General features: G+C 51.4%; 18 protein-coding genes. 7 read left to right on the top strand and 11 right to left on the bottom strand.

Features of this window, described 5'->3' with window-relative positions; translation table 11 throughout:
* Positions 1 to 63 precede the first annotated feature (63 nt).
* Positions 64 to 1,623, top strand: coding sequence for a methyl-accepting chemotaxis protein (locus BM185_RS10490; protein WP_091963222.1), 1,560 nt, complete (start codon positions 64 to 66; stop codon positions 1,621 to 1,623).
* Positions 1,624 to 1,676: 53 nt separating this feature from the next.
* Here the strand turns inward: BM185_RS10490 and fba are convergent, their stop codons facing one another.
* The 4 genes from fba to BM185_RS10470 form a co-directional block, all read right to left on the bottom strand.
* A complete protein-coding gene (gene fba, locus BM185_RS10485) occupies positions 1,677 to 2,741 on the bottom strand; it encodes a class II fructose-bisphosphate aldolase (protein ID WP_091963219.1) in 1,065 nt (354 codons plus the stop codon).
* Between the two features lie 260 nt (positions 2,742 to 3,001).
* On the bottom strand, positions 3,002 to 4,168 hold the full coding sequence (locus tag BM185_RS10480; protein WP_091963216.1) for a phosphoglycerate kinase: 1,167 nt from the start codon (positions 4,166 to 4,168) through the stop codon (positions 3,002 to 3,004).
* 21 nt (positions 4,169 to 4,189) lie between these two features.
* On the bottom strand, positions 4,190 to 5,224 hold the full coding sequence (locus BM185_RS10475; RefSeq protein WP_091963213.1) for a type I glyceraldehyde-3-phosphate dehydrogenase: 1,035 nt from the start codon (positions 5,222 to 5,224) through the stop codon (positions 4,190 to 4,192).
* 75 nt (positions 5,225 to 5,299) lie between these two features.
* Positions 5,300 to 7,489, bottom strand: a complete 2,190-nt coding sequence (locus tag BM185_RS10470; RefSeq protein WP_091963882.1) for an OsmC domain/YcaO domain-containing protein — start codon at positions 7,487 to 7,489, stop codon at positions 5,300 to 5,302.
* A 158-nt stretch (positions 7,490 to 7,647) separates the two neighbouring features.
* On the opposite strand from BM185_RS10470, the gene BM185_RS10465 reads away from it, so the two are divergent.
* Positions 7,648 to 8,757 (top strand): Fic family protein, encoded by a 1,110-nt coding sequence (locus BM185_RS10465; protein ID WP_091963210.1) that lies wholly within the window; start codon positions 7,648 to 7,650, stop codon positions 8,755 to 8,757.
* A 4-nt stretch (positions 8,758 to 8,761) separates the two neighbouring features.
* Here BM185_RS10465 and BM185_RS10460 read toward each other — a convergent pair whose 3' ends face one another.
* The 3 genes from BM185_RS10460 to tkt form a co-directional block, all read right to left on the bottom strand.
* A complete protein-coding gene (locus BM185_RS10460) occupies positions 8,762 to 9,256 on the bottom strand; it encodes a type II toxin-antitoxin system YhaV family toxin (RefSeq protein ID WP_091963207.1) in 495 nt (164 codons plus the stop codon).
* Positions 9,253 to 9,582, bottom strand: coding sequence for a type II toxin-antitoxin system PrlF family antitoxin (locus tag BM185_RS10455; RefSeq protein WP_091963205.1), 330 nt, complete (start codon positions 9,580 to 9,582; stop codon positions 9,253 to 9,255). Before BM185_RS10455 ends, BM185_RS10460 begins: the two co-directional genes overlap by 4 nt.
* A 242-nt stretch (positions 9,583 to 9,824) precedes the next feature.
* Positions 9,825 to 11,831, bottom strand: coding sequence for a transketolase (tkt, locus tag BM185_RS10450; RefSeq protein ID WP_091963203.1), 2,007 nt, complete (start codon positions 11,829 to 11,831; stop codon positions 9,825 to 9,827).
* Positions 11,832 to 12,018: 187 nt separating this feature from the next.
* Here tkt and metK point away from each other — a divergent pair, with 187 nt between their 5' ends.
* From metK to BM185_RS10430, 4 genes are all read left to right on the top strand, one after another.
* Positions 12,019 to 13,236: a methionine adenosyltransferase gene (gene metK, locus BM185_RS10445; RefSeq protein WP_091963200.1), complete on the top strand. Its 1,218-nt coding sequence runs from the start codon at positions 12,019 to 12,021 to the stop codon at positions 13,234 to 13,236.
* A gap of 17 nt (positions 13,237 to 13,253) precedes the next feature.
* Positions 13,254 to 15,383 carry a hypothetical protein gene (locus BM185_RS10440; protein WP_091963198.1) on the top strand — a complete coding sequence of 710 codons (2,130 nt, stop codon included), beginning with the start codon at positions 13,254 to 13,256 and terminating at the stop codon, positions 15,381 to 15,383.
* 25 nt (positions 15,384 to 15,408) lie between these two features.
* Positions 15,409 to 15,747: a zinc ribbon domain-containing protein YjdM gene (locus tag BM185_RS10435; RefSeq protein WP_091963196.1), complete on the top strand. Its 339-nt coding sequence runs from the start codon at positions 15,409 to 15,411 to the stop codon at positions 15,745 to 15,747.
* 104 nt (positions 15,748 to 15,851) lie between these two features.
* The gene (locus BM185_RS10430) at positions 15,852 to 17,216 is read left to right on the top strand and encodes a Fic family protein (protein WP_091963192.1); all 1,365 of its coding nucleotides are present in this window, start codon (positions 15,852 to 15,854) and stop codon (positions 17,214 to 17,216) included.
* Here the strand turns inward: BM185_RS10430 and phrB are convergent.
* The 3 genes from phrB to BM185_RS10415 form a co-directional block, all read right to left on the bottom strand.
* Positions 17,206 to 18,669, bottom strand: coding sequence for a deoxyribodipyrimidine photo-lyase (phrB, locus tag BM185_RS10425; protein ID WP_091963189.1), 1,464 nt, complete (start codon positions 18,667 to 18,669; stop codon positions 17,206 to 17,208). The two genes, BM185_RS10430 and phrB, sit on opposite strands and share 11 nt — an antisense overlap.
* A complete protein-coding gene (locus BM185_RS10420) occupies positions 18,669 to 19,532 on the bottom strand; it encodes a MerR family transcriptional regulator (protein ID WP_177203531.1) in 864 nt (287 codons plus the stop codon). Before BM185_RS10420 ends, phrB begins: the two co-directional genes overlap by 1 nt.
* Positions 19,533 to 19,604: 72 nt before the next feature.
* On the bottom strand, positions 19,605 to 20,561 hold the full coding sequence (locus BM185_RS10415) for an NAD(P)/FAD-dependent oxidoreductase (RefSeq protein ID WP_091963182.1): 957 nt from the start codon (positions 20,559 to 20,561) through the stop codon (positions 19,605 to 19,607).
* 113 nt (positions 20,562 to 20,674) lie between these two features.
* On the opposite strand from BM185_RS10415, the gene BM185_RS10410 reads away from it, so the two are divergent.
* Positions 20,675 to 21,562: a TIGR01777 family oxidoreductase gene (locus BM185_RS10410; protein ID WP_091963179.1), complete on the top strand. Its 888-nt coding sequence runs from the start codon at positions 20,675 to 20,677 to the stop codon at positions 21,560 to 21,562.
* A gap of 37 nt (positions 21,563 to 21,599) precedes the next feature.
* Here the strand turns inward: BM185_RS10410 and paaE are convergent, their stop codons facing one another.
* Complete coding sequence (gene paaE / locus BM185_RS10405) at positions 21,600 to 22,676, bottom strand: 1,2-phenylacetyl-CoA epoxidase subunit PaaE (protein ID WP_091963176.1); 1,077 nt, start codon at positions 22,674 to 22,676, stop codon at positions 21,600 to 21,602.
* Between the last annotated feature and the right edge of the window lie 24 nt (positions 22,677 to 22,700).

Below are 22,700 nucleotides of genomic sequence, written 5' to 3'. Positions count from 1 at the left end.
CTGGCTTATCTGACTCAAGTGCTCTAGTTTATTTTATAAAGAGCTTTGAGGAGTCAGATTAAAATGCGCAATAACGGAGCTATTACCCAAAATGAAGCCTTGATGAAACCAGATCAGAAACTGATCTCCAGTACTGATTTACGTGGCATCATTGTTCATTGTAATGATGCCTTTGCAGAAATTAGTGGCTTTAGCAGGGAAGAGCTAATTGGTCAGAACCATAATATTGTTCGTCACCCCGATATGCCTGAAGAAGCTTTTGAGCTGCTTTGGAAGACTATACAGGCAGGACAGCCTTGGATGGGCCTGGTCAAAAACCGCTGTAAAAACGGTGATTATTACTGGGTCAGTGCCTATATCACTCCTGTGACTGATAAAGGCAAAGTTGTCGGCTATGAATCAGTGCGCTCCTGTCCCAATAGAGAAGATGTTCAGCGTGCAGAACGTCTGTATAGCAAACTTAAACAAAAAAAACCAAGCTGGGCACTGCCCCCCTTAAGCTTAGCCTTCGGGCTAATTTCAATTGCTTGGTTACTCGGTTTTCTGCTGTCTTTTATGCTAAATCCCTGGTGGGGATTTGGCAGTCAAATTCTACTTTTGCCTATCTTGATTGCCTTTTTACACTTAAAACATCACCAAACTTTGAAAAATCTACAAGCCGTTCTTAAAGGAATGTTTATGCACCCTTTGGCGGCCGCTACTTATACATCAAGTAAAGGAACGAGCGGCCAGGTTTATGCTGGCATTTTAAGTATGAAAGCACACTTGGATGCGGTGTTAACTCGCATGGAAGATGCTTCGGGGCAAGTGGCCCATCAGTGTCATCAAGGACTGGGTTTGGCCAAGAATGCACGACACGAAATCACGCAACAGCATGATCAAAGTCAGCAGGTTGCAACGGCAATGCATCAAATGACTACGGCAATTAATGATATTTCAAATAATGTTCAGGAAACCGCATCAACAGCGGATAGAGCCAGACTGCTGGCAGTAAAAGGACGTGAAGTGGCTGCAGCTAGTCGGGATGCAATAGGGAATCTAAGGGCCAAGGTGTTTGGGATTAGTCATTCAGTGGATAATTTGGCTGAACAAACGAATGAGATAGCAGCGGCAGCAGAAATTATTGAACAGATTGCTGAGAAAACTAATTTATTGGCATTAAATGCGGCGATTGAGGCTGCGCGTGCCGGAGATTATGGTCGTGGTTTTTCCGTGGTAGCTGATGAAGTGAGGAATTTGGCAACCAGTACCCAGGAATCAACAAATACCATACGTTCCATTGTTGCTAGCTTAGAGACTCAAGCAAAAAGCTCGGTTGTGGTGGCTCGTGAGGGTACGGAAGAGGCTGAGCAAAGTGTCAGGCAGGTTGCTGAAGCTGAAGAAATGCTTGAGTCCATTGCTGATGCAGTAGAAAGAATTTCAGAAATGGCGACCCAGATGGCAACAGCAGTGGAAGAGCAAAGCCATGTTGCGGAAGATGTGAATACTCAAATTGAGCAGATTGCTGATCTGGCTACCAGTTGTAAGGAAAAAAATCAGCAGGCTAGCCAGAAGATAGAAAGATCAAAGGAAGTTTCTGATGACCTGCACGAGCTGGTTATTCGTTTTCGGCAGGTTTCATAAGTTCAAGAAGTGCAGCCATCTAAAATGACTACACTTCTTGATAGCTAGCGGAGTTAGTTGACCTTCGGCTCCAGTTCGCCACTCAGGTAGCGCTCTGTCATTTCATCCAGGCTCAGTGCACGGATTTTGCTGGCATGACCGGCTGTGCCAAAGGCTTCATAGCGATCGATGCAGACATCAGCCATGGCATGCTGAGAGACCTTCATGAATTTGCGTGGGTCGAATTCAGCTGGATTTTCAGCCAGGAAACGACGCACTGCACCGGTGGAAGCCAGGCGTAGGTCGGTGTCAATATTCACCTTGCGAACGCCGTGCTTAATGCCTTCAACAATTTCTTCAACGGGAACGCCATAGGTTTCTGGAATCTTGCCGCCAAATTCATTAATAACTTCCAGCCATTCTTGTGGCACAGAAGAAGAACCATGCATAACTAGATGGGTGTGAGGAATCCGCGCATGGATTTCCTTGATGCGGCTGATGGCCAGGGTGTCACCTGTGGGTGGCTTGGTGAACTTGTAAGCCCCGTGGCTGGTGCCGATGGCAATAGCCAAAGCGTCCACACCCGTTTTTTTGACGAAATCAGCCGCTTCTTCCGGGTCAGTCAGCATCTGTTCGTGACTAAGTGTGCCTTCGGCACCAATACCATCTTCTTCACCCGCTTGGCCGGTTTCCAGACTACCCAGGCAGCCCAGCTCACCTTCCACAGAAACACCACAAGCATGCGCCATCTCGACAGTGCGACGGGTAACATCAACGTTGTATTCATAGCTGGTGGGAGTCTTACCGTCTGTACCCAAAGAGCCATCCATCATCACCGAGCTGAAGCCCAGTTGAATGGAGCGTTGGCAAACGCTGGGGCTGGTGCCGTGATCCTGGTGCATACACACGGGGATATGAGGAAATTCTTCAATAGCAGCCAGAATTAAATGGCGCAGGAAGGGCGCACCGGCGTATTTGCGGGCACCGGCGGAAGCCTGCACGATCACGGGGGAATCCGTGCGGTTGGCTGCTTCCATGATGGCGCGCATCTGTTCCAGGTTGTTGACGTTAAAAGCTGGAACGCCATAGCCATATTCGGCGGCGTGGTCCAGCAGCTGGCGCATGGAGATCAGAGCCATGATTGTTTACCTTTTCGTTGGTTACTTAAATTAGTTTGATCGGTTAATTATGTCTGTTTTAGCAAGGCAGCTGTTTCCTTGTGGCTCGGCAAACGTAATTCGGAGTTGCTTTTTCAGGACGCGTAAATACGTCCCTGTAAGCTCTGGCAGAATTCATTCCAGATGAATCTCTGCACTTCCCACTTCCTTGTGGGTCGGCCGCAACGTCCTGTTGCGGACAGCCTGAAAAGCAACATCCGAATTCCTTGTACGGGTTATCGCTAGCTCTTAGCGGCCGCAGCTTCTAAAGCAGCCACAGCTGGCAACACCTTGCCTTCTACATATTCCAGAAAAGCACCGCCCCCAGTGGAAATATAGGAAACCTGCTCAGCAATACCATATTTATCAATGGCGGCAAGGGTATCACCACCACCGGCAATGGAGAAACCTTCACTTTCAGCAATGGCTTTGGATAGCACTTCGGTGCCGCTGCTGAATTGTTGAATTTCAAAGACACCCACAGGGCCATTCCAGAGGATGGTTCCAGCATCTTTTAATAAGGCAGAAAGGGCAGCGGCTGATTGGGGGCCGATATCCAGAATCATGTCATCTTCAGCCACATCATCGGCGGACTTGATGGTGGCTTCAGCTGTTTCTGAGAATTCTTTGGCAACCACAACATCCGAAGGCAGAGGGATGTCCACTTTATTAAGCAGCGTCTTGGCTTGATCCAGCAGGTCAGCTTCATAGAGGGATTTGCCCACAGGTTTACCAGCGGCTGCCAAGAAGGTGTTGGCGATACCGCCACCCACAATCAGCTTGTCACACTGATCAGAAAGCGCGTTAAGAACTTCCAGTTTGGTGGAAACCTTGGAGCCACCGACGATGGCAACCATCGGACGGGCGGGCTGGGCCAGGGCTTTTTCCAAGGCACTCAGCTCGGCTGCAAGCAAGGGGCCGGCGCAGGCCACTGGCGCAAAACGCGCGACACCATGGGTCGAGGCCTGGGCGCGGTGAGCGGTGCCAAAGGCATCCATCACATAGATATCACAAAGCGCAGCGTATTTTTTCGAGAGGGCTTCATCGTCCTTCTTTTCACCCTTGTTGAAGCGAACATTTTCCAGCAGCACTACTTCACCGGGCTGGACTTCAACGCCATTCAGATAGTCTTTGACCAGTTTGACTTCTTTGCCCAGTAGGCCAGAAAGATGCTCGGCTACAGGTGCCAGAGAATTCTTGTCATCGGCAACACCTTCTTCCGGGCGACCCAGATGCGACATTAGCAGTACGCTGGCTCCGGCTTCCTGCGCGGCTTTGATGGTAGGCAGGCTGGCGCGAATACGCGCATCGGAGGTGACCTTGCCTTCTTTGACAGGCACATTCAGGTCTTCGCGAATCAGTACGCGCTTACCTTTCAAATCCAGATCGGTCATCTTGGTGACTTGCATGGGTAGTCCTCTTGGTCGCTATTAGTTTTTAGAAGAAGGTGTGTTCAGCCAATGAAGTGCGATATCCAGCATTCGGTTGGCAAAGCCCCATTCATTATCAAACCAGCATAGAAGTTTGACCAGGCGTTTGCCTGAAACCCGGGTCTGAGTGGCATCCAGGATCGCTGAGTGGGGATCATGATTAAAATCAACCGAAGCATGCGGCTCTTCGGTATAGCCCAGAATGCCCTGGAGTGAGCCCTGGCTGGCATCCTTGAGCAGTTGGTTAATCTCGGCGATATCGGTATCTCTTTGCAGACAGAGCGTCATATCCATGGCCGAAACATTCAGAGTGGGAACGCGCAGGTGCAGGCTTTCAAGGCGTCCTTCCAGATGCGGTAGCAGGCGACTAACACCCTTGGCCAGACCCGTATCCACCGGAATAATCGAGGCCATAGCCGAACGGGTCAGACGCAGATTGTTCTGATGATAGGCATCCCCCACCGGCTGGTCATTCATGGCTGAGTGAATGGTGGTCGTGGTGCCATGTTCAATGCCAAAAGCCTCATCCAGCAGCTTCAAAACAGGCACGACACAGTTGGTGGTGCAGGAGCCTGCAGAAACCACCTGGTGGTCTGCACTTAGTTCCTGCTGGTTAATGCCGTGGATAATAGTGGCATCAACATCCGCTTCGGCAGGCTGGGAAAATAGCAGTCGCTTGGCCCCTGCGGCCAGGTGGCGTTCGGCTGTGGCACGGTCACGAAAGCTGCCCGAGCATTCCAGCAGTAGGTCGATATCCAGCTCTTGCCAGGGCAGATCTTCAGGCTGGCTTTGTGAGAATACCTGTAAAGCTTGGTCGTTGATTAGTAGCTGCTGGCTAGCCGTGCTTACCTTGCCAGGAAAGCGCCCATGAATGGTGTCATAGCGAGTCAGATAGGCAACGGTTTCCAGGTCCGATAGCTCATTCAGTGCGACCAGTTGCATACCCCGGCAGTCTTCGCGCTCAAAAAAAGCACGCAGAATGCATTGGCCAATACGGCCATAACCATTGATCGCCAAACGAGGCTGCTGGGGCATAAGAGGGTGAACGCCTTTCCTGAATAAAAACCGCTATTTTCCCGCATCCGGGCCCAAGTCGCAAACCTCTTTCGTTTAAGCCTGGCCTGCACTCCTGGCGCGGGCCGCATGCAGTTTTTTATAGCTGTCAATCAGGCGCAGGTGGCGGTCCAGGCCTTCCAGTTGCAGGTTGGTGGGTTCCAGGCCATAAAAGCGCACCTCACCCTGTACTGAGCCGACGACCGCCGCCATCACTTCCTCGCCATACATGCGTCCTAAATTGTATTGGAAATCTTCCAGTTGTAGCTCGTCATCCAGAGTGATTTCCAGCACTGCTTGAACGGCACGGTAGAAGAGCTGTCGTTCCACAGTATTGGTGTTGAACTGCAGGAAGGTTTCAACTTCATCCAGGGCAGCTTCATGTTGCTGAAGAGCCAGGTGAATCAGCAGTTTCAATTCCAGAATCGTGAGCTGCCCCCAGGGGGTATTCTCATCAAACTCGATGCCGATCAGGGTGACGATGTCCATATAGGGATCGAGCTGGCTTGCTTCCAGACGCTCGACCAGATCAGCCAGTTGCTCATCATTCAGGCGATGCAGGTTGAGTAGATCGTCGCGGTAATCCAGGGCCTGATTGGTGTTGTCCCAAATCAGGTCTTCCACTGGATAAACCTCTGAAAAACCGGGCACCAGAATCCGGCAGACCGGAGCTCCCAGGTCTTGATAAACCGCCATATAGGCTTCGTACCCCAGTTCTTCCAAAATCCCAAACAGGGTGGCGGCTTCTTCTTCATTGCTACCCGAGAAGTCCCAGTGGGCAAATTCATAATCCGCTTTGCTGCTGAAAAAACGCCAGGAGACGAGGCCGCTGGAATCTATGAAATGTTCAACAAAGTTATTCGGCTCAGTGATTTCCATGGAGTTGAAGGTCGGCGGCGGCAGGTCATTCAGGCCTTCAAAACTGCGACCCTGCAAAAGCTCGGTCAGGCTGCGTTCCAGTGCCACTTCAAAACTGGGGTGGGCACCAAAGGAGGCAAAAACCCCGCCGGTGCGTGGATTCATCAGGGTCACGCACATCACCGGATACTGGCCGCCCAGAGAGGCATCCTTAACCAGCACCGGAAAGCCCTGATCTTCCAGGGCACGAATGCCCTCCTGAATGGCAGGATAGCCGTCCAAGACTTCTTTTGGCACATCGGGCAGAGCCAGCTCATTTTCCAGAATTTCTTTTTTCACCGCCCGCTCGAAAATTTCCGAAAGGCACTGCACCTGGGCTTCGACCAGAGTATTACCTGCACTCATGCCGTTACTCAGGTAAAGGTTTTCAATCAGGTTGGAAGGGAAGTAAACCGCCTTGCCATCGGACTGGCGCACATAGGGCAGCGAGCAGATGCCACGATCCTTGCGCCCCGAGTTGGTATCGAAAAGGTGTGTGCCTAGCAGCTCGCCTTCCGGGTTGTAGATGCTCAGGCAGTGGTCATCAAGAATTTCTTTGGGCAGTTCGCCCTCAGGGCCGGGCTGAAACCAGCGTTCATTGGGGTAATGAACAAAATCACTGTGAGCAATTTCTTCCCCAAAAAACTGGTCGTTATAAAAGAAGTTGCAGTTCAGGCGCTCGATAAACTCTCCCAGTGCCGAGCAGAGAGCTGCTTCCTTGGTCGCGCCCTTGCCATTGGTAAAGCACATGGGCGAGGCGGCATCCCGAATATGCAGCGACCAAACATGGGGAACGATATTGCGCCAGGAAGCAATTTCAATCTTCATGCCCAGGTCAGCCAGAATTTTCGACATGCGGGCAATGGTTTCTTCCAGCGGGCGATCCTTGCCTTCAATCCAGGTTTGCTGGTCGGGATTAGGCTCGGCCATCAACAGGGCCTGAGCATCTTCATCCAGATTCTCCACGGTTTCTATCTGAAATTCCGGGCCGGTTTGCACCACCTTCTTCACCGTACACCGCTCGATAGAGCGCAGAATACCCTGGCGATCCTTGTCAGAAAGCGTTTCTGGTAGCTCCACCTGAATTTTGAAAATCTGGTTGTAGCGGTTTTCAGGATCAACAATATTGTTCTGCGACAGACGAATATTATCCGTGGGAATATCCCGCGCATTACAGTAGACCTTGACGAAATAGGCGGCACACATTGCCGAAGAGGCTAGAAAGTAATCAAAAGGGCTGGGCGCTGAGCCATCACCCTTGTAACGAATCGGCTGGTCGGTAATAACTGTAAAATCGTCAAACTTGGCTTCAAGGCGAAGGTTGTCGAGAAAATTAACTTTGATTTCCATGGGGTAAAGAGCCTGCTTGGGTGTGTGCGTTCGCTGTATCAGCTGATGGCCGCCATTATCCATTTTTTGACAGGCTGCGTCTTGGGTGCTGGCTTATGAGCCGAATAATCGGCATAATCGGCTCATTATCTGATCCAATTAGGCGGTGTATTCGGCTCATGTATATTTGGGAAAAACAGGACTGGCCTCAATTCCGATGGGATGAAAGGGCCCTCAAGCCGCGCCTTGATGAAATCCGGCTGCTGCAGGGTCGGCTTTTAGGGCTGACCCAAGCGGCTCCTGGTGCAGTGGATCTGGATGTAGAAATGGATGCCCTGATTCAGAATGCTATTCGTACCAGTGAGATTGAAGGTGAACATCTGGATGTGGGTTCGGTGCGGTCTTCGGTTGCTCGGCACCTGGGCCTGGAAAAAGCGGGTCTAACCGGCAGAACCACCCCGGAATCCGAGTCTCTGGTGCAGCTGCTATTGGAAGCAACCCATCAGCCCGAAGCCCCTCTCTCTATTGAGCTACTCTGCCGCTGGCAAGCCCAGCTTTTTCCTGAAGGGGCAGGGTTGGTATCGAAAATTCGTGTTGGTGACTTGCGGGGCGAGCAGCCTATGCAGGTGGTCTCAGGCCGCCTAGATCGCCCTACTGTTCATTTTGAGGCACCACCACGCAGTCGTTTGGATGCAGAACTCGACCGCTTTATTGATTGGTTCAATCAGCCGCCCGCAGACCTGGACCGACTGCTAAGAGCTGCTATTGCTCACCTTTGGTTGATCACGCTCCACCCCTTTGATGACGGCAATGGCCGTGTTACTCGCGCAGTTACAGATCGAGCGCTGGCGCAGGCCGAAGGTCAATCGGTGCGTTTTTATTCCCTGAGCGCGGCCATTATGGCCAGACGATCTGATTACTACACTTACCTGGAGCGAACCCAGAAAGGGGAACTGGATATCACTGCTTGGCTGATCTGGTTTATCGACACCCTGAAGGAAGCCCTGGAGCAGGCGCTGATACGAGTGGATCGAGTATTGGAAAAGTCCCGTTTCTGGCAGGCCCACGCCCAGACGCTATTGAACCAGCGGCAAATCAAGGTGCTGAACCGCCTGCTGGATACCGCCGGTGAAGAATTTCAAGAAGGCATCAATGCCCGCAAATACCAGTCCCTGGCTAAAGTCAGTAAAGCCACAGCAACCCGTGATTTGAGCGACCTGGTGGAAAAAGGCTGCTTGCAGCCACTGCCCGGTGGCGGGCGGAGTAGGCGCTATAGTATTTATAAGTAAACTGTTACTGGCTTTTACCGGCAAGCACTGTTTTGGCGTTTTCGCTCTCAGAAGCAGCCTCTGCCTTTAGTTGAGCCCAGCTATTCGGTGGGTTGCCATTTTTCAGCATTTTGTAAAAAACAGTATAAGCATCCTGCTTGCTCTCGAAGGCGCGCTTGGTTTTGTCATCATTAACCCAGGCATAAATAAGGATTTTGCTTTCCAGATCATAGCGAAAGAACAAGCGATACTGCTGGAAAAATTTGGCGCGGTGCCAATGCGTGTGGCCTGCTCCCAGCGTATGACCTTGACGATATTGAGCGCCCGCTGGGTCCTGGGGAATATCATGCAAGGCCAGCTTGATGATCGCAGCCAGGCGTTTGCTGGCTGATTTTTTACGATAGCCTTCCGGGTCTTTGTCTTTAAGACGTTTGACCTGATTCTTTAGCCGTTCAACCTGCTCCAGAAAGAGGGGGTGTGCGTAGATGGTCCAGCCATTGATTTTCAGGGGCTGGCTCATAGCTCGTCATCATCTTCCGGTAAAGCCTCGTCAAGATTGACCTCAATACCTGCTGTTAGCTGCTCGGCTTCAGCCAGAGTGTGTGTCGTTACTGCCCGAAGCTGCTCAGGGTGCTCTTGCATGTCACTTTCCAGAAAGGCCAGAAACTGAGTAACTACTGGGTCAGATTCAGGCTGTGCGCGCGAAAGGACGACTTCTCCATTGTCGCGAATCGTGTAGTGAATCTGGTCACGGCGCTGGAGGTTTAGCGCACGGCGCACTGAAGCTGGCACCGTCGTTTGATAACGATCCGTCAGGGTGGAGTTTTCTTCAAGAATTGTGCCCATGGCCAGCACCTCTGTAGGTAATGCAAAAGTAATTTATTAAGCGTAATGCATACGCATTGCTTGGGCAAGGGTTGGGCTGACCTTTCAATTGTGTCTATTTCCCAGGAGTCAGCAAGGTACGAGGATGAGTCAAATATACCGCCTAATCGGCTGATGTGTACTCGGTATAAAAAACGGGGCCCTGGATTTGAGTAATCCAGGGCCCCGTTTTTTATTTCAGCTGTTTAGTGATGACTTAACCTTCAGTCATCAATACTTTCCAGCAGTTCTTCCACGGTTGAAACGACGTTCTCAACGGTGAAGCCAAACTCTTCGAAGAGCTGTCCTGCGGGTGCCGATTCACCAAAGGTTTCCATGCCGATAACAGCCCCTTCCAGACCAACATACTTGTACCACCAGTCCTTGTGGGATGCTTCGATAGCAACGCGGGTGCCGACTTCGGCAGGCAGAACCTGCTGACGGTAGGCGGCATCCTGCTGTTCAAAAACATCGGTAGACGGCAGGCTGACCACGCGGATTTTTTTGCCTTGGGCGCTAAGCTGTTCAGCGGCTTGCATGGCAAGGCCGACTTCAGAGCCGGTAGCGATCATGATGGCTTCGGGTTCACCGTCACAGTCTTTGAGGATGTAACCACCACGGGCAATGTTGGCCAGCTGGTTGGCATCCCTTTGCTGGTGGGGTAGCCCCTGACGCGAGAAGATCAGTGCGGTGGGGCCATCCTTGCGTTGTAAAGCAGACTGCCAGGCCACGGCAGTTTCTACCGCATCCGCAGGACGCCAGACGCTCATGTTGGGGGTGCCGCGCAGGCTGGCGAGCTGTTCAATCGGCTGGTGGGTGGGGCCATCTTCACCCAGGCCAATGGAGTCATGGGTGAAGACTTCAATGTGCTGCTGTTTCATCAGCGCGGCCATGCGCAGGGCATTACGGGCGTATTCCATAAAGATCAGGAAGGTTGCACCGTAGGGAATAAAGCCACCGTGCAGAGCGACACCATTGATGATTGCAGCCATACCAAACTCGCGCACGCCATAGTGCACATAGTTGCCGGAGGCATCTTCGCGGGTAATGGCCTGGGCACCCTTCCAGAAAGTCAGGTTAGAGGGGGCCAGGTCAGCCGAGCCACCCAGCAGTTCCGGCAGTTCAGGAGCCAGCTCGTTAAGAACATTCTGGCTGGCCTTGCGGCTAGCGACGGTTTCGCCCTTTTCCTGCAGGTCTTTAATGTACTGGCTGGTTTTCTCAGCAAAGTTGGCGGGTAGGTCGCCCTGAATGCGGCGCTGGAATTCAGCGGCTAATTCTGGATGCGCCTTTTGGTAAGCAGCAAACTTGTCTTTCCAGGCTTGCTCTGCTTGTTGGCCTTTTTCCTGGGCATTCCACTCGGCGGCGATGTCTTCAGGAATTTCAAAGGGGCCATGATCCCAGCCCAGCTCCTTGCGGGTCAGGGCAATTTCGTCGTCACCCAAAGGGGCACCGTGACAATCTTCCTTACCGCCCTTGTTGGGCGAACCAAAACCGATGATGGTTTTGCAGATAATCAGCGTGGGGCGCTCTTCTTCCTGACGGGCAGTCTCAATTGCAGCTTTGATTTCATCTGGCTTGTGGCCGTCAACCTTCAGTACCTGCCAGTTGTAGGCTTCAAAGCGCTGAGCGGTGTTGTCGGTAAACCAGCCTTCCACTTCACCATCAATGGAAATGCCATTGTCGTCATAGAAGGCAATCAGCTTGCCTAGGCCCAGAGTGCCCGCCAGGGAAGAAACTTCATGGGAAACACCTTCCATCAGGCAGCCATCACCTAAAAAGCAGTAGGTGTGGTGATCCACGATCTCATGGTGGGGGCGATTAAATTGTGCTGCCAGAGTTTTTTCAGCCAGCGCCATGCCCACAGCGTTAGCCAGGCCCTGACCCAAGGGGCCAGTGGTGGTTTCAACGCCTGGGGTGTAGCCGTATTCTGGGTGGCCTGGGGTTTTGCTGTGCAGTTGACGGAAGTTTTTCAGATCGTCAATGGACAGGTCGTAACCGGACAGGTGTAAGAGCGAGTAAATCAGCATGGAACCGTGACCATTGGAGAGCACAAAACGGTCACGATCAGCCCAGTTCGGGTTCTGCGGGTTGTGTTTCAGGTAGTCATTCCACAGCACTTCGGCAATGTCTGCCATGCCCATGGGTGCACCGGGGTGGCCAGATTTGGCTTGCTGTACGGCGTCCATGGCCAGCGCACGTATGGCATTGGCACGATCAAAACGGGAAGTCATGGGTGTTGCTCTCCTCACCTAGGGGTGTTTGCTCTGAAGGGATCAAATAATTTGGGCGCTATTTTCCCGCATCTTCCCTTCAGTAGCAAACTTCAACTGATCTTGGCTTATTTTCATGTGCAAGCTAGGCATTGCATGGTTAGAATGTCTTTATTATTCAATAAGCCATCAGGAGCCTCAGGCCATTATGAGCGAGTACGCCCTATTTACCTCCGAATCTGTTTCCGAAGGTCATCCCGACAAACTGGCTGACCAGATATCCGATGCTGTTTTGGATGCTTTGCTGGCGCGTGACAAGCAGGCTCGTGTTGCCTGTGAAACGCTGGTGAAAACGGGTGTGGCAGTCGTTGGCGGTGAAATTACCACCAACGCCTGGGTGGATCTGGAAGACCTGGTACGCGGTGTTATCAAAGAGATTGGTTACACATCTTCTGACGTTGGCTATGATGGTGATACTTGTGGGGTCATCAATATTATCGGCAAGCAGTCGGTGGATATTGCCCAGGGTGTCGATCGGCAAAAGCCTGAAGATCAGGGTGCAGGTGATCAGGGCTTGATGTTTGGTTATGCTTCCAATGAAACCGATGTTTTGATGCCTGCGCCCATTACCTTTGCCCATCGTCTGGTTGAGCGTCAGGCTGAAGCACGCAAGAGCGGCCTGTTGAATTGGCTGCGCCCGGATGCCAAGAGCCAGGTCACCTGTCGCTATGAAAATGGCAAGGTAGTGGGTATTGATGCGGTGGTTTTGTCCACTCAGCATAACCCTGAAGTTTCGCAAAAAGATTTGAAAGAAGCGGTAATGGAGCTGATTGTTAAGCAAACGCTACCCGCCGAGTTCCTGCACAAGGATACCCAGTTCCATATTAACCCCACCGGCAAATTTGTGATTGGTGGCCCTGTGGGTGACTGTGGTCTGACCGGGCGCAAGATTATCGTTGATACCTACGGTGGCATGGCGCGTCACGGCGGTGGTGCTTTTTCTGGTAAAGACCCTTCCAAGGTAGATCGTTCTGCTGCCTATGCTGGCCGCTATGTCGCAAAAAATCTGGTGGCTGCGGGCATTGCTGATCGCTGCGAAATCCAGGTTTCTTATGCAATCGGTGTGGCTGAACCCACCTCTGTGTCTGTAAACACCTTTGGCACGGGCAAGGTGAGTGACGAGGTGATTACCAAATTGATCCGTCAGCACTTTGATCTGCGTCCCTATGCCATTACGCGGATGCTGGATCTGCTCCATCCCATGTATCAATTGACGGCTGCTTACGGGCATCTGGGTCGTGAACCTTTTGAAAGCAGCTACAGTTGGACAGATACTGAAGGCAAGGCATTTACTGAAACCTTTACAGCCTTCCCGTGGGAGAAAACCGACAAGGCGGAACTCTTAAGGACAGAGGCTGGCTTATAAAATAAGGAAGTTTGGCTATGCCCGAATCCCAGGTGCCGCAATTGCAGCCTGTTTTTAGTGTTGCAGTGGCGGGCCATCGTCAGGCCCGTTTAGAACCTGATGGGCAGACTCCAGAGGCTAAGCAGGCCCGCTGGCAAGCTCTGGAATCTCAGTTACAGCAGTTATTAACAACACTAAAGCAGGCCGCTGAGACTAGCTTTGCATCGGTTGATGGGATCTATGCGGATTTAACCCCCCGCTGTCGTATGATTACTGGCTCAGCGACAGGAACCGATGCCTTGGCGGCCAAGCTGGCTGAACCCTGTGGCTATGAGCTGGATTATCTCTTGCCCCGAGCCAGCCAGGTTGCAGTAGATGCTCCCAAGGCTGCCCGAGGGGTTGCCATGCAAATGCAGCCGGAAGAAGGCAAGGGCGATCTTAGTGAAAGTAATTACCGCCTGAGAGACCGTTTGGCTTTAAGCTTTAGCGATCTACTGATAGCGGTTTGGGATGGTGACGAGCCGGGTTACCTGCAAAGTGGGGCTTCGCTGATGATTCGTGAAGCACTTTTGCGGCGAACGCCGGTTTGTCTGCTTTATCTGCCGGTTGATGCACTGGAACCCAAGATTTTTTGGTTGGATTTTCAACTGCTAACTGATGCCTGGATTACTGAAATTGAAGTGCTGGGCTGTAATGCGGATCTGCTTCTTCAGGTTTTTGATGAGCTGCCCCTGGATGCTCCGGTGACTCAGCAGCGCTTGCAGCAATGGATGGAAATGCTTCTGGCACCTTTTCGGCCAGCGCTGGAAAAAAATAATGCTGAAGCTGCATTGTTAAAACGTATTGAGCAACAGCGCTCTGTATCCCGCTATCTTTTGCAATGGGTTTACTGGTGGTGTTTTAAGCGTGGCTGGCGTCAGCAAGCCTCGGAACGCCCGCTCCCGGTTATGGAATGGATCAAGGGCAGCTGGCTGTGGCTGAATATTATGCTCAACCCGCCGCAAAAAAGTCAGCCGCTGCGCTTGGTGGAAATTCTGCATACCGAGGTACGTCGTTATAGCCGTCAGGAGCGCATCGTCAGTCGCGCTCATGGTTTTTTTTCCAATCTTGCCAAGCTGGATCTGGGTTCTGCTATCAGGTCCCTCTTTCAACCCCCTTGCAATCAGGGTTATCAAGGAATCAGCTCTGAAGGGCTGACCGATGCCAGCAACCCTATTAAAGAGCCGGATCTGGCAGAGATTTTTAATTGGTCAGATACCCAGGCCAGGGTTTTTTCCACCCGCTATCGAGATGATACCTGGTTGATTTACTATGCTGCTGCCTTTGCGGTTTTTTGTGCTGTGGCCGGTGCTATTCATCTTTGGCCAGCGCCCAGTAGCGGCGTGCCTTTTATCTGGGTATTTCTGGAATTTATTCTTTTACATTTCATCGTGCGTCGGGTGCTGCAATCACGTTTCCGTAATTTTCATGGGCGTTGGATGAGTTTTCGCTTTATTGCTGAACAGGTGCGCTATCTGCGTCTGGGTTACCCACTGCTGGTTTTGCCTTCCAGTTATTCCACGCCTATTTGGGAGCCGGTGGTCGAAAAGGGGCGCAGAGAGATAAAACTCAAGTCAGCCGAAGCCTGGATTTTGCAAAGGGTGTTAATTGCCGAGGGCCTGCCACGCTGTGCATCAGGCCAACCCATTTACGCGATGACCGAGCATAATACCGAGACGCTGCAATACATCCGCGCAGTGCTGGAAGAACATCGCCACTATTATCACAGTAGTTATCATCACCTGCATCGCGAGCATACCTATCTACACCGTCTGGCTTTTGGTCTTTTCACCCTGACTTTTGTTGCAGTCACTGTGCACTTTTTCCTGACTCTGCCAGCGATCCTGATTTTTACGGCTTTCTTCCCAGCCTGGGGTGCGGCCATTCATGGGATTCTCAGTCAGAATGAGGTGGTGCGGGTTTCCTCTATGGCTGCTCAAGTCTGGCGAGAGCTGACTACCTTAAAAGAAGCTTTTGAGCTGCACGAACACCTGGCTGCCAGAGCATCCAACTGGCAAAGAACCCAACAGTTACGAGAGCTGGTAGAAGCAGCCACCAATATCCTGTCCAATGAAAACTATTACTGGCGATCCCTGTTTCAACATAACCAACAGGATCTTCCGGCCTAGTGACTCAACCTATAAGGCTTACTTTATGAGCAGTTTTCCAGCCTGTCCCGAATGTGGGTCTGAATACACCTATGATGATGGCATCCAATATGTCTGCCCTGAATGTGGCCATGAATGGTCCAAGGATGCAGTGGCTACTACTGAAGCAGTGAAAGTTATTAAGGATGCCAATGGTAATCCACTGGCAGATGGTGACACGGTCAGCGTCATCAAAGATTTGAAAATCAAAGGCTCTTCATCCGTGGTCAAGGTGGGCACCAAGGTCAAAAACATTCGCCTGGTTGAGGGTGACCACGATATTGATTGCAAAATTGATGGCGTGGGTGCCATGAAGCTGAAATCTGAGTTCGTCAAGAAGGTTTGATTTTCGGCTTTCATTTGCTACTAATTTAATAAAATTTAGTAGCAAGAGCGAGGCGGCTCTCTTATACTAATTTTATAATTTTTAGTATAAGAGAGTGTCTGGTTATGAAATTGCCTTCCCCTCCTCCTGATCTGAATGTGCTGCTTCCGGCCTTGAGTGGATCTCAGCTCATGCAACTGGTTGCCAAGCCCTTGGGGCCAGGTGATGTAAAAGGCCGTTATTTGCACTGGGATAAGCTCAGGCATCTGGTGCCCCCGGAGGGCATGACACCCGAAGTCTATTGGGCTGCTATCAAACAGACTCGAAAGCGGCTCTATCGTCCTATCCCACTAAAAGATAAAGCAGGCCAGCCCTTTGTCTTCTGTATTCCTGAAACTTTGATGCGCAGGCTTTTGTGGATCAGTGAGCAGGCGACAGGTTCGATTGAAGGGGACTCACGGGTGCGGGATCCTAAAACCCGCCAGCAGTATTTGATCAACAGCCTGATAGAAGAGTCCATCAATTCCAGTCAACTGGAAGGTGCTTCGACCACTCGACGGGTTGCCAAGGAGCTGTTACGCAGCGGACGTAAAGCAAAAGACCTTTCGGAACAGATGATCATCAATAACTATCAGGCCATGCGCTTTATTCGTGAGTATCGTGATGAACCCCTGACCCCATCCCTGGTTTTCGAACTGCACCGCATTTTGACCGAAGGAACCCTGGAAGAGGATGATCAGAATAAGGCTGGACGCTTCAGATCATCTGAAGATGATATTTGTGTTTTCTCGAAGGATGATCAGCTTCTTCATGTGCCTCCAGTTGCTGGTGAACTGGAAGCTAGGTTGAAGGCTTTGTGTGCTTTCGCCAATGCTGAAGGCGAAGCCGAGGATGAATATATTCCACCCGTTCTGCGCGCCATTATCGTGCACTTTATGGTTGGCTATGACCATCCTTTCGTGGATGGTAATGGTCGTACTGCCAGAGCCTTGTTTTATTGGGTAATGGCGCGAGCAGATTATTGGCTGATGGAGTATGTCTCCATTTCCCGAGTCATTAAGCAGGCTCCAGGTCAGTATATGAAAGCCTATCTCTATACGGAAACGGATGATCTGGATTTGACTTATTTTATGGATCATCAGTTGACGGTGATCCAACAGGCGATTACGGATCTGCACGCTTGGCTGGCCGAAAAAATGCAGGCACTGCGTGAATCTGAAGAGGTTTTGACAGGCTCACGTCTACAAGGTCAGCTGAATTCCCGGCAGTTGGCACTTCTGGAGCATGCACTTAAACACCCAGGGCATGAGTACACCATCAAGGAACACCAACAGGCTCATGCCGTGGTTTACCAGACCGCCCGAACGGATTTGCTAACCCTGGTAGAACCTTTTCGATTGTTGCGCAGAGTGCGCCTGGGTAAGAAGGATGTTTTTATTGCACCAGCAGATTTAAGATCAAAGATTACCACAGGCAAGCTCAGTTCTTGATCGCTTGAAAAGCCTGCAGGACTCTTTCTCGGGCTGATTTGAGGTCGATGATGGGTTGTGGGTAACTGGATTCGGTAAAGAGGTCTGCTTTATCCACAGGAGGTTGATGGATCTGCTTGCTGTTGAGGTGCTTGAGTTCAGGTAGCCAGTGGCGAATAAAATCCCCTTCAGGATCAAAACGCTTGGATTGGCTGTAAGGGTTGAAGATACGAAAATAGGGGACGGCATCGGTACCGGTTGAAGCGGCCCACTGCCAGCCACCATTGTTGCTGGCTAAGTCCGCATCCATCAGCTGCTTCATAAAAAAGCTTTCACCTTCACGCCAGTCGATCAGTAGGTGTTTGCTCAGAAACATAGCTGTCAGCATGCGCAAACGGTTGTGCATCCACCCGGTTGCTACCAGTTGACGCATGGCGGCATCGACCAGTGGAAACCCAGTGCGTCCTTCTTGCCAGGCCTGAAATTGCTGCTGGACTTCGGGATTATTCAGAGAACGCCAGGCCAGCTTTTCGGTTTCGGGTTTAAAGGCGCGGCCTCGACTGACGCGTGGAAAACCAACCAGAAGATGCCGGTAAAACTCCCTCCAGATGAGTTCCGAAGTCCAAACACCTGCTCCGGTATCTTTGCTGGCAAGGCGCCCTTGGGTTGCCTGCCAGGCAGCAGCGAGACACTGGCGGGCAGAAAGAACACCTAGGGCTAACCAGGGTGAAAGACTGCTCGTACCGGGCTGGGCAGGAAAGTCACGGGCTTGAGCATAGTGATCAAGCGCTTGGTTGATGAAGTCATCAAGCTGCTGGAGTGCGGCGGCTTCTCCAGCGGGCCAAAGGCTTTGCACCTGCTGGTAATAGGGATGGGGCGGAAACTCTTCGAGCTGCTCAGGCACAGGGTCACTGGTTAGATGCGTCTGGGGCTGAGGCGCTGGACAAGGCAGAGTTGTTAGCTGCTGGGGGTTAAGTTGGCCGAGCCATTTACGGTAGAAGGGAGTAAAAACAGTGTAGTAATCCCCTTTGCCGGTTCGTAGTTGCCCCGGTGGAAAAATAACCTGGTCTTCAAAGCTGGCTGAAGTAATCCCCTCTTGGTGCAGGCTTTGATTAACGGCCTGATCGCGCTGGCGCTCATTCCACTCCAGCTGTTGATTATAATAGACCCGCTGCACCTCTTGTTCCTTGCAGAAGTCGACAAGGCATTTGGGCAGACTGGAAAAATCCGGTGTATTAAGAAGTTTTAAGGGAATGTTCAACTGGGAGAGCTGTTGGCCTAGCTGCGCAAGGTTGCGCAGTAAAAAGCCAACCTGGTTGCTGCCCAGGCCATGAGCGAGCCACTGCTGAGGGGTGATGATAAAAACGGCAAGGAGTGGTTGTTGTGCTTCTCGGGCAGCTTGCGCGGCTTCCCAAAAAGCCGGGTTATCATGACAACGCAGGTCAGCCCGAAACCAGATCAGCTGCTTGGGCATTAGCTCTCATCAACCTGTTTACCCTGAATCAATAGATGCAGCTGGTGGGAATCAGGCTTTTCAAGGCAGGGCAGTTGGTCACTCGTGGAGCCGCCAATCTGAGCCAGAGGCAGGTTCTTCTCACAACAGCTTTTTTGAAGCCAGGTGGTTTCGGCTGCCTCGGGATTGGTGACCAACAGCAGTCGCGGTTTGTGCAGATTCAGAAGTTGCAGGATGGCTTTTTGGTCAACTACTGTATCCAGCCAGGAAACTTTGAAATCCAGATCAACTAAGGCCAGGAGAGCACCGAGTAGATTCCAATCAGGAGTAGGGGTTTGGCTTAACGGCAAGAGCAGGATGCGTGAACCAGCCAGGCTGGTGCGGCGATGATAAAAGCGTTCGCCTAGGCGTGTGCGTAGATAGCGGGCCAGCAGGGCGGCGGCAGCTGAAGTGGGTGCTAATTGTTTAGCCAAAGGTATCAGCAATTCCTGATTCAGTTGACTGCCCGACCAACTGGACAAAAGCTGGCAATAGAGTTGATCCAGCTGCTCTTCATCTTGCTGTTCCAAGCAGCGAATCAATTGGCTATGCAGATCGGCCCAGTCTCCTTCAACTGAAGTTTCCATTGATGTTTGCAGAGGCTGGTCTAGCAGATCACCGACTTGGCTCACAGCGACACCCTTATCTAGCCATTGAAGCACCTTGCGAATGGTATCGATGTCTTCGCCGGAATAAAGGCGGTGCCCTTTCGGAGTGCGTTGCGGGCATATTAGGCCGTAGCGTCTTTCCCAGGCGCGCAGGGTGACAGTGTTGACGCCGGTCAGTCGCGAGACTTCGCGAATCGGGTATAGAGGGCTGGCACCCTGTTCTTCGGCTAGTGTCATGCTGCTTACCTGTTTGTTCATAAGGCTTTACTCGGATTTAAGTTACTATCCCTTCAGATATCAAGGGTATAACTATTGTATAGTCTTTCGCAAGACCTTTCCCAGTTGTGTTCCTGACTGCCAGGCTGCTTCCAGGCTTTGCCCTCGACAATAGTCACCACAAACAAAGACTTGCTGGTTATCTGCTACTAGAAAATCTTTTTCAAGTGGCTTTTGGGTCTGTGCGTATAGCCAGCGATGTGCTTCAAGAATTAAGGGTTTTTCAGGGGCTTTAAGGTTCAGTTCCTTAAGCCATTCCTTATACAAAAGCTCAGCAACCCCTTCTGGGCTTGCGTTTACTTGTTCCTGGCTCCACTCTGGAGTGGCTTCGACAACCCAGCGCTGTAAATTGGTTGCCTGACCTGGCTTGGCATTGAGCAGGGTGGCGCGTTGCAAGGGCCCCTCATGGGGTTGGTATACGGGGTGCTCTGGAGTTAATTGCTCAGTTAGAGCAAAGTAAGCGACCCACTTTGGCTCTTCTTCAGCGTCACTCAGTGTTGCCGTTAGTTCGGGGAAATCCACGACCAAAGCCTTGGCTTGAGTTGCTGGTGTTGCAATCACCAAATGCGTGAAAGGCCCCCAATGGTTATTGGCTTCATCAACGAGAACCCAAAGATTTTCAGGTTGAGCGAGCAAACGCTGAATTCTGGTTTGGGTATGCAATATCAGGCTTTGGCTGAGATGACGGCTAAGTGCGCTCATCCGAGGTGTTGCAACCCAAGCTGGCTGCTGACTTGTTACTGGCCAGGGCAGGATGCAGCCCTGTTGCTGCCATTCCAGTAACTGTTGCTCGAAAGCTGTGCTGCTAGCCGTTAAGTACTGAGCGCCCAGATCAAAGGTTAGCTCTGACCGCCTGCGGCTTGAAAGTCGACCGCCAGGCCCTCGCGCCTTATCAAACAGGCAGGTTTTAATACCGGCGCCAGTCAGCTGCTGAGCGCAGGAGAGGCCAGCCAGGCCGGCACCAATGATGGCAATAGAAGCAGGAGTCATGGATTGGGTAGCAGCCTTTTCAGCTATAGTGAAAGAATACTCCTATCTTAGTAGTGCTTTTGCATTTGTTCAAGTATTGTATAGTTAGGGTATAAATTGAAGGGGAAAAAATTATGCGAGTTTTAGTGAGTGGCGCAACAGGTTTTATTGGCCAGACGCTCTGTCGTCTACTTGTTGAGCAGGGGCATGAACCTTGGGTCTGGACGCGCCAACTTAAGCCACGTCTACCCGAAGGTACTTCTCACTTTGTGAATCAACTGAGTGAGATAGAAAAAAACTCAATCGATGCGGTGATTAATTTGGCCGGGGCAGGCATAGCTGATAAGCGTTGGAGTGAGGCACGCAAGAAAGAACTGATCTCTTCACGCGTTAATACAACGCAACAACTGGTCAAGTGGATGACGGCTCAGGATAAGCCGCCCAGAGTGCTGATTTCAGCCTCAGCTGTTGGTTATTACGGTGAACAGGGTAATCGGGAAGTCACTGAAGAAACCCCGCCTACCTCCGGTTTTACCCATGATCTATGTGCTGCCTGGGAAAAAGCAGCGTTGGAAGCTGAGCAGTTGGGTGCGCGTGTTTGTTTGGTTAGAACCGGCGTGGTTTTGGATCAGGGTGGCGGGTCTTTGGCAAAAATGTTGCCTGCTTTTAAACTGGGCCTGGGTGGCCCTCTGGGTTCAGGTCAGCACTGGTTTCCCTGGATTCATCGGGAAGATATGGCGCGTATCTACCTCTGGTTGTTGGAAAACCCAGAGCAGCAGGGTGTCTTTAATGCCAGTGCGCCTCAGCCGGTAACCAACGCTGAATTTACCCGCTGTTTGGGCAAGGCGCTGAAACGTCCCGCGTTTATGCCTATGCCAGCGCCAGTGTTAAAACTGATGTTTGGAGAAATGGCGGAGCTGTTGTTGGTCAGTGACCGGATGTTGCCGAAGCGCTTGCAACAGGCGGGTTTTGAATTTCATTACCCCCGGTTGGAACAGGCCTTGGCAAAGATATTTCATTGAAGTCAGCGGCCTTCCCTGGCCGCTTGCTACCAAGATGTTACTGATCGTAGTCGAGGACGACCTTGTCAGAAATTGGATAACACTGACAGGAAAGAACATAACCTGCTTCGATTTCATAGTCTTCCAGGGCATGGTTGGCATCCATCTCCACTTCCCCTTCAACAACTTTAGCGCGGCAGGTTGAGCAAACGCCAGCTTTACAAGAGTAAGGCAGGTCTGCTCCCTGCTCATTACCTGCATCCAGGATGCTCTGGGTATCGCGTGTCAGATCAAACTCTAGGGCACGGCCATCAGCAATCACGGTAACTTTACTGATAGCTGAAGGATCTACCTGAATGTCGGCACGGTCTTTACGTGCAACCGGCGCACCACCTGCTGGTGTGAAGAGCTCGTAATGGATTCTTGCTTTATCCAAGCCATGGCGCTCAAGTGAAGAGCTCACAGTTTCGGTCATGGCCTGAGGGCCACAGATAAAGGCAGCTTCCAGATCAGAAGCTTTCAACCAATGGTCAAAAAGAGCATCACACTTGTCGCTGTCGATACGGCCATTGTAAAGCTCGATATCCTGTTGCTCACGGGTGAATACAAAGACTAGGTTGAAGCGATCGATATAGCGGTTTTTCAGGTCTTCCAGTTCTTCACGGAAAAGCGCTGCACCAGTGGCCCGGTTACCATAAAACAGAGTGAAGCTGCTTTTCGGTTCGGTTTCCAGAGTGGTTTTGATGATCGATAGTATGGGTGTAATACCACTGCCTGCAGCAACAGCCAGATAGCTGGCCTCACGCTCAGGGTTCAGCTGGGTATAAAAGTTACCCTGGGGCGGCATGACGTCGAGCGTCTGGCCCGCTTTTAGCTGCTCATTGGCAAAGGTAGAAAAGCGGCCGCCGGGAACTTTCTTAACAGCAACACGCAGTTCACCATCACTGACACCAGTGCAGATAGAATAGTTACGGCGAACGTCTTCACCATCGATCTCAGTTCTAAGGGTTAGGTACTGGCCTTGAATGAACTTGAAGTCTTCCTTCAGGCTCTCAGGCAGGTCAAAAGCCAGAGATACGGCATCCCGGGTTTCCGGTTTGACCTCTTTTACAGTCAATGAATGAAATTGGCTCATAGTCATCTCGTTAAAATAGTTGTT

It is taken from the genome of Marinospirillum celere (genome assembly GCF_900112235.1).
GTDB classification, from domain to species: domain Bacteria; phylum Pseudomonadota; class Gammaproteobacteria; order Pseudomonadales; family Halomonadaceae; genus Marinospirillum; species Marinospirillum celere.
This window is presented reverse-complemented; position numbering and strand designations above follow the sequence as displayed.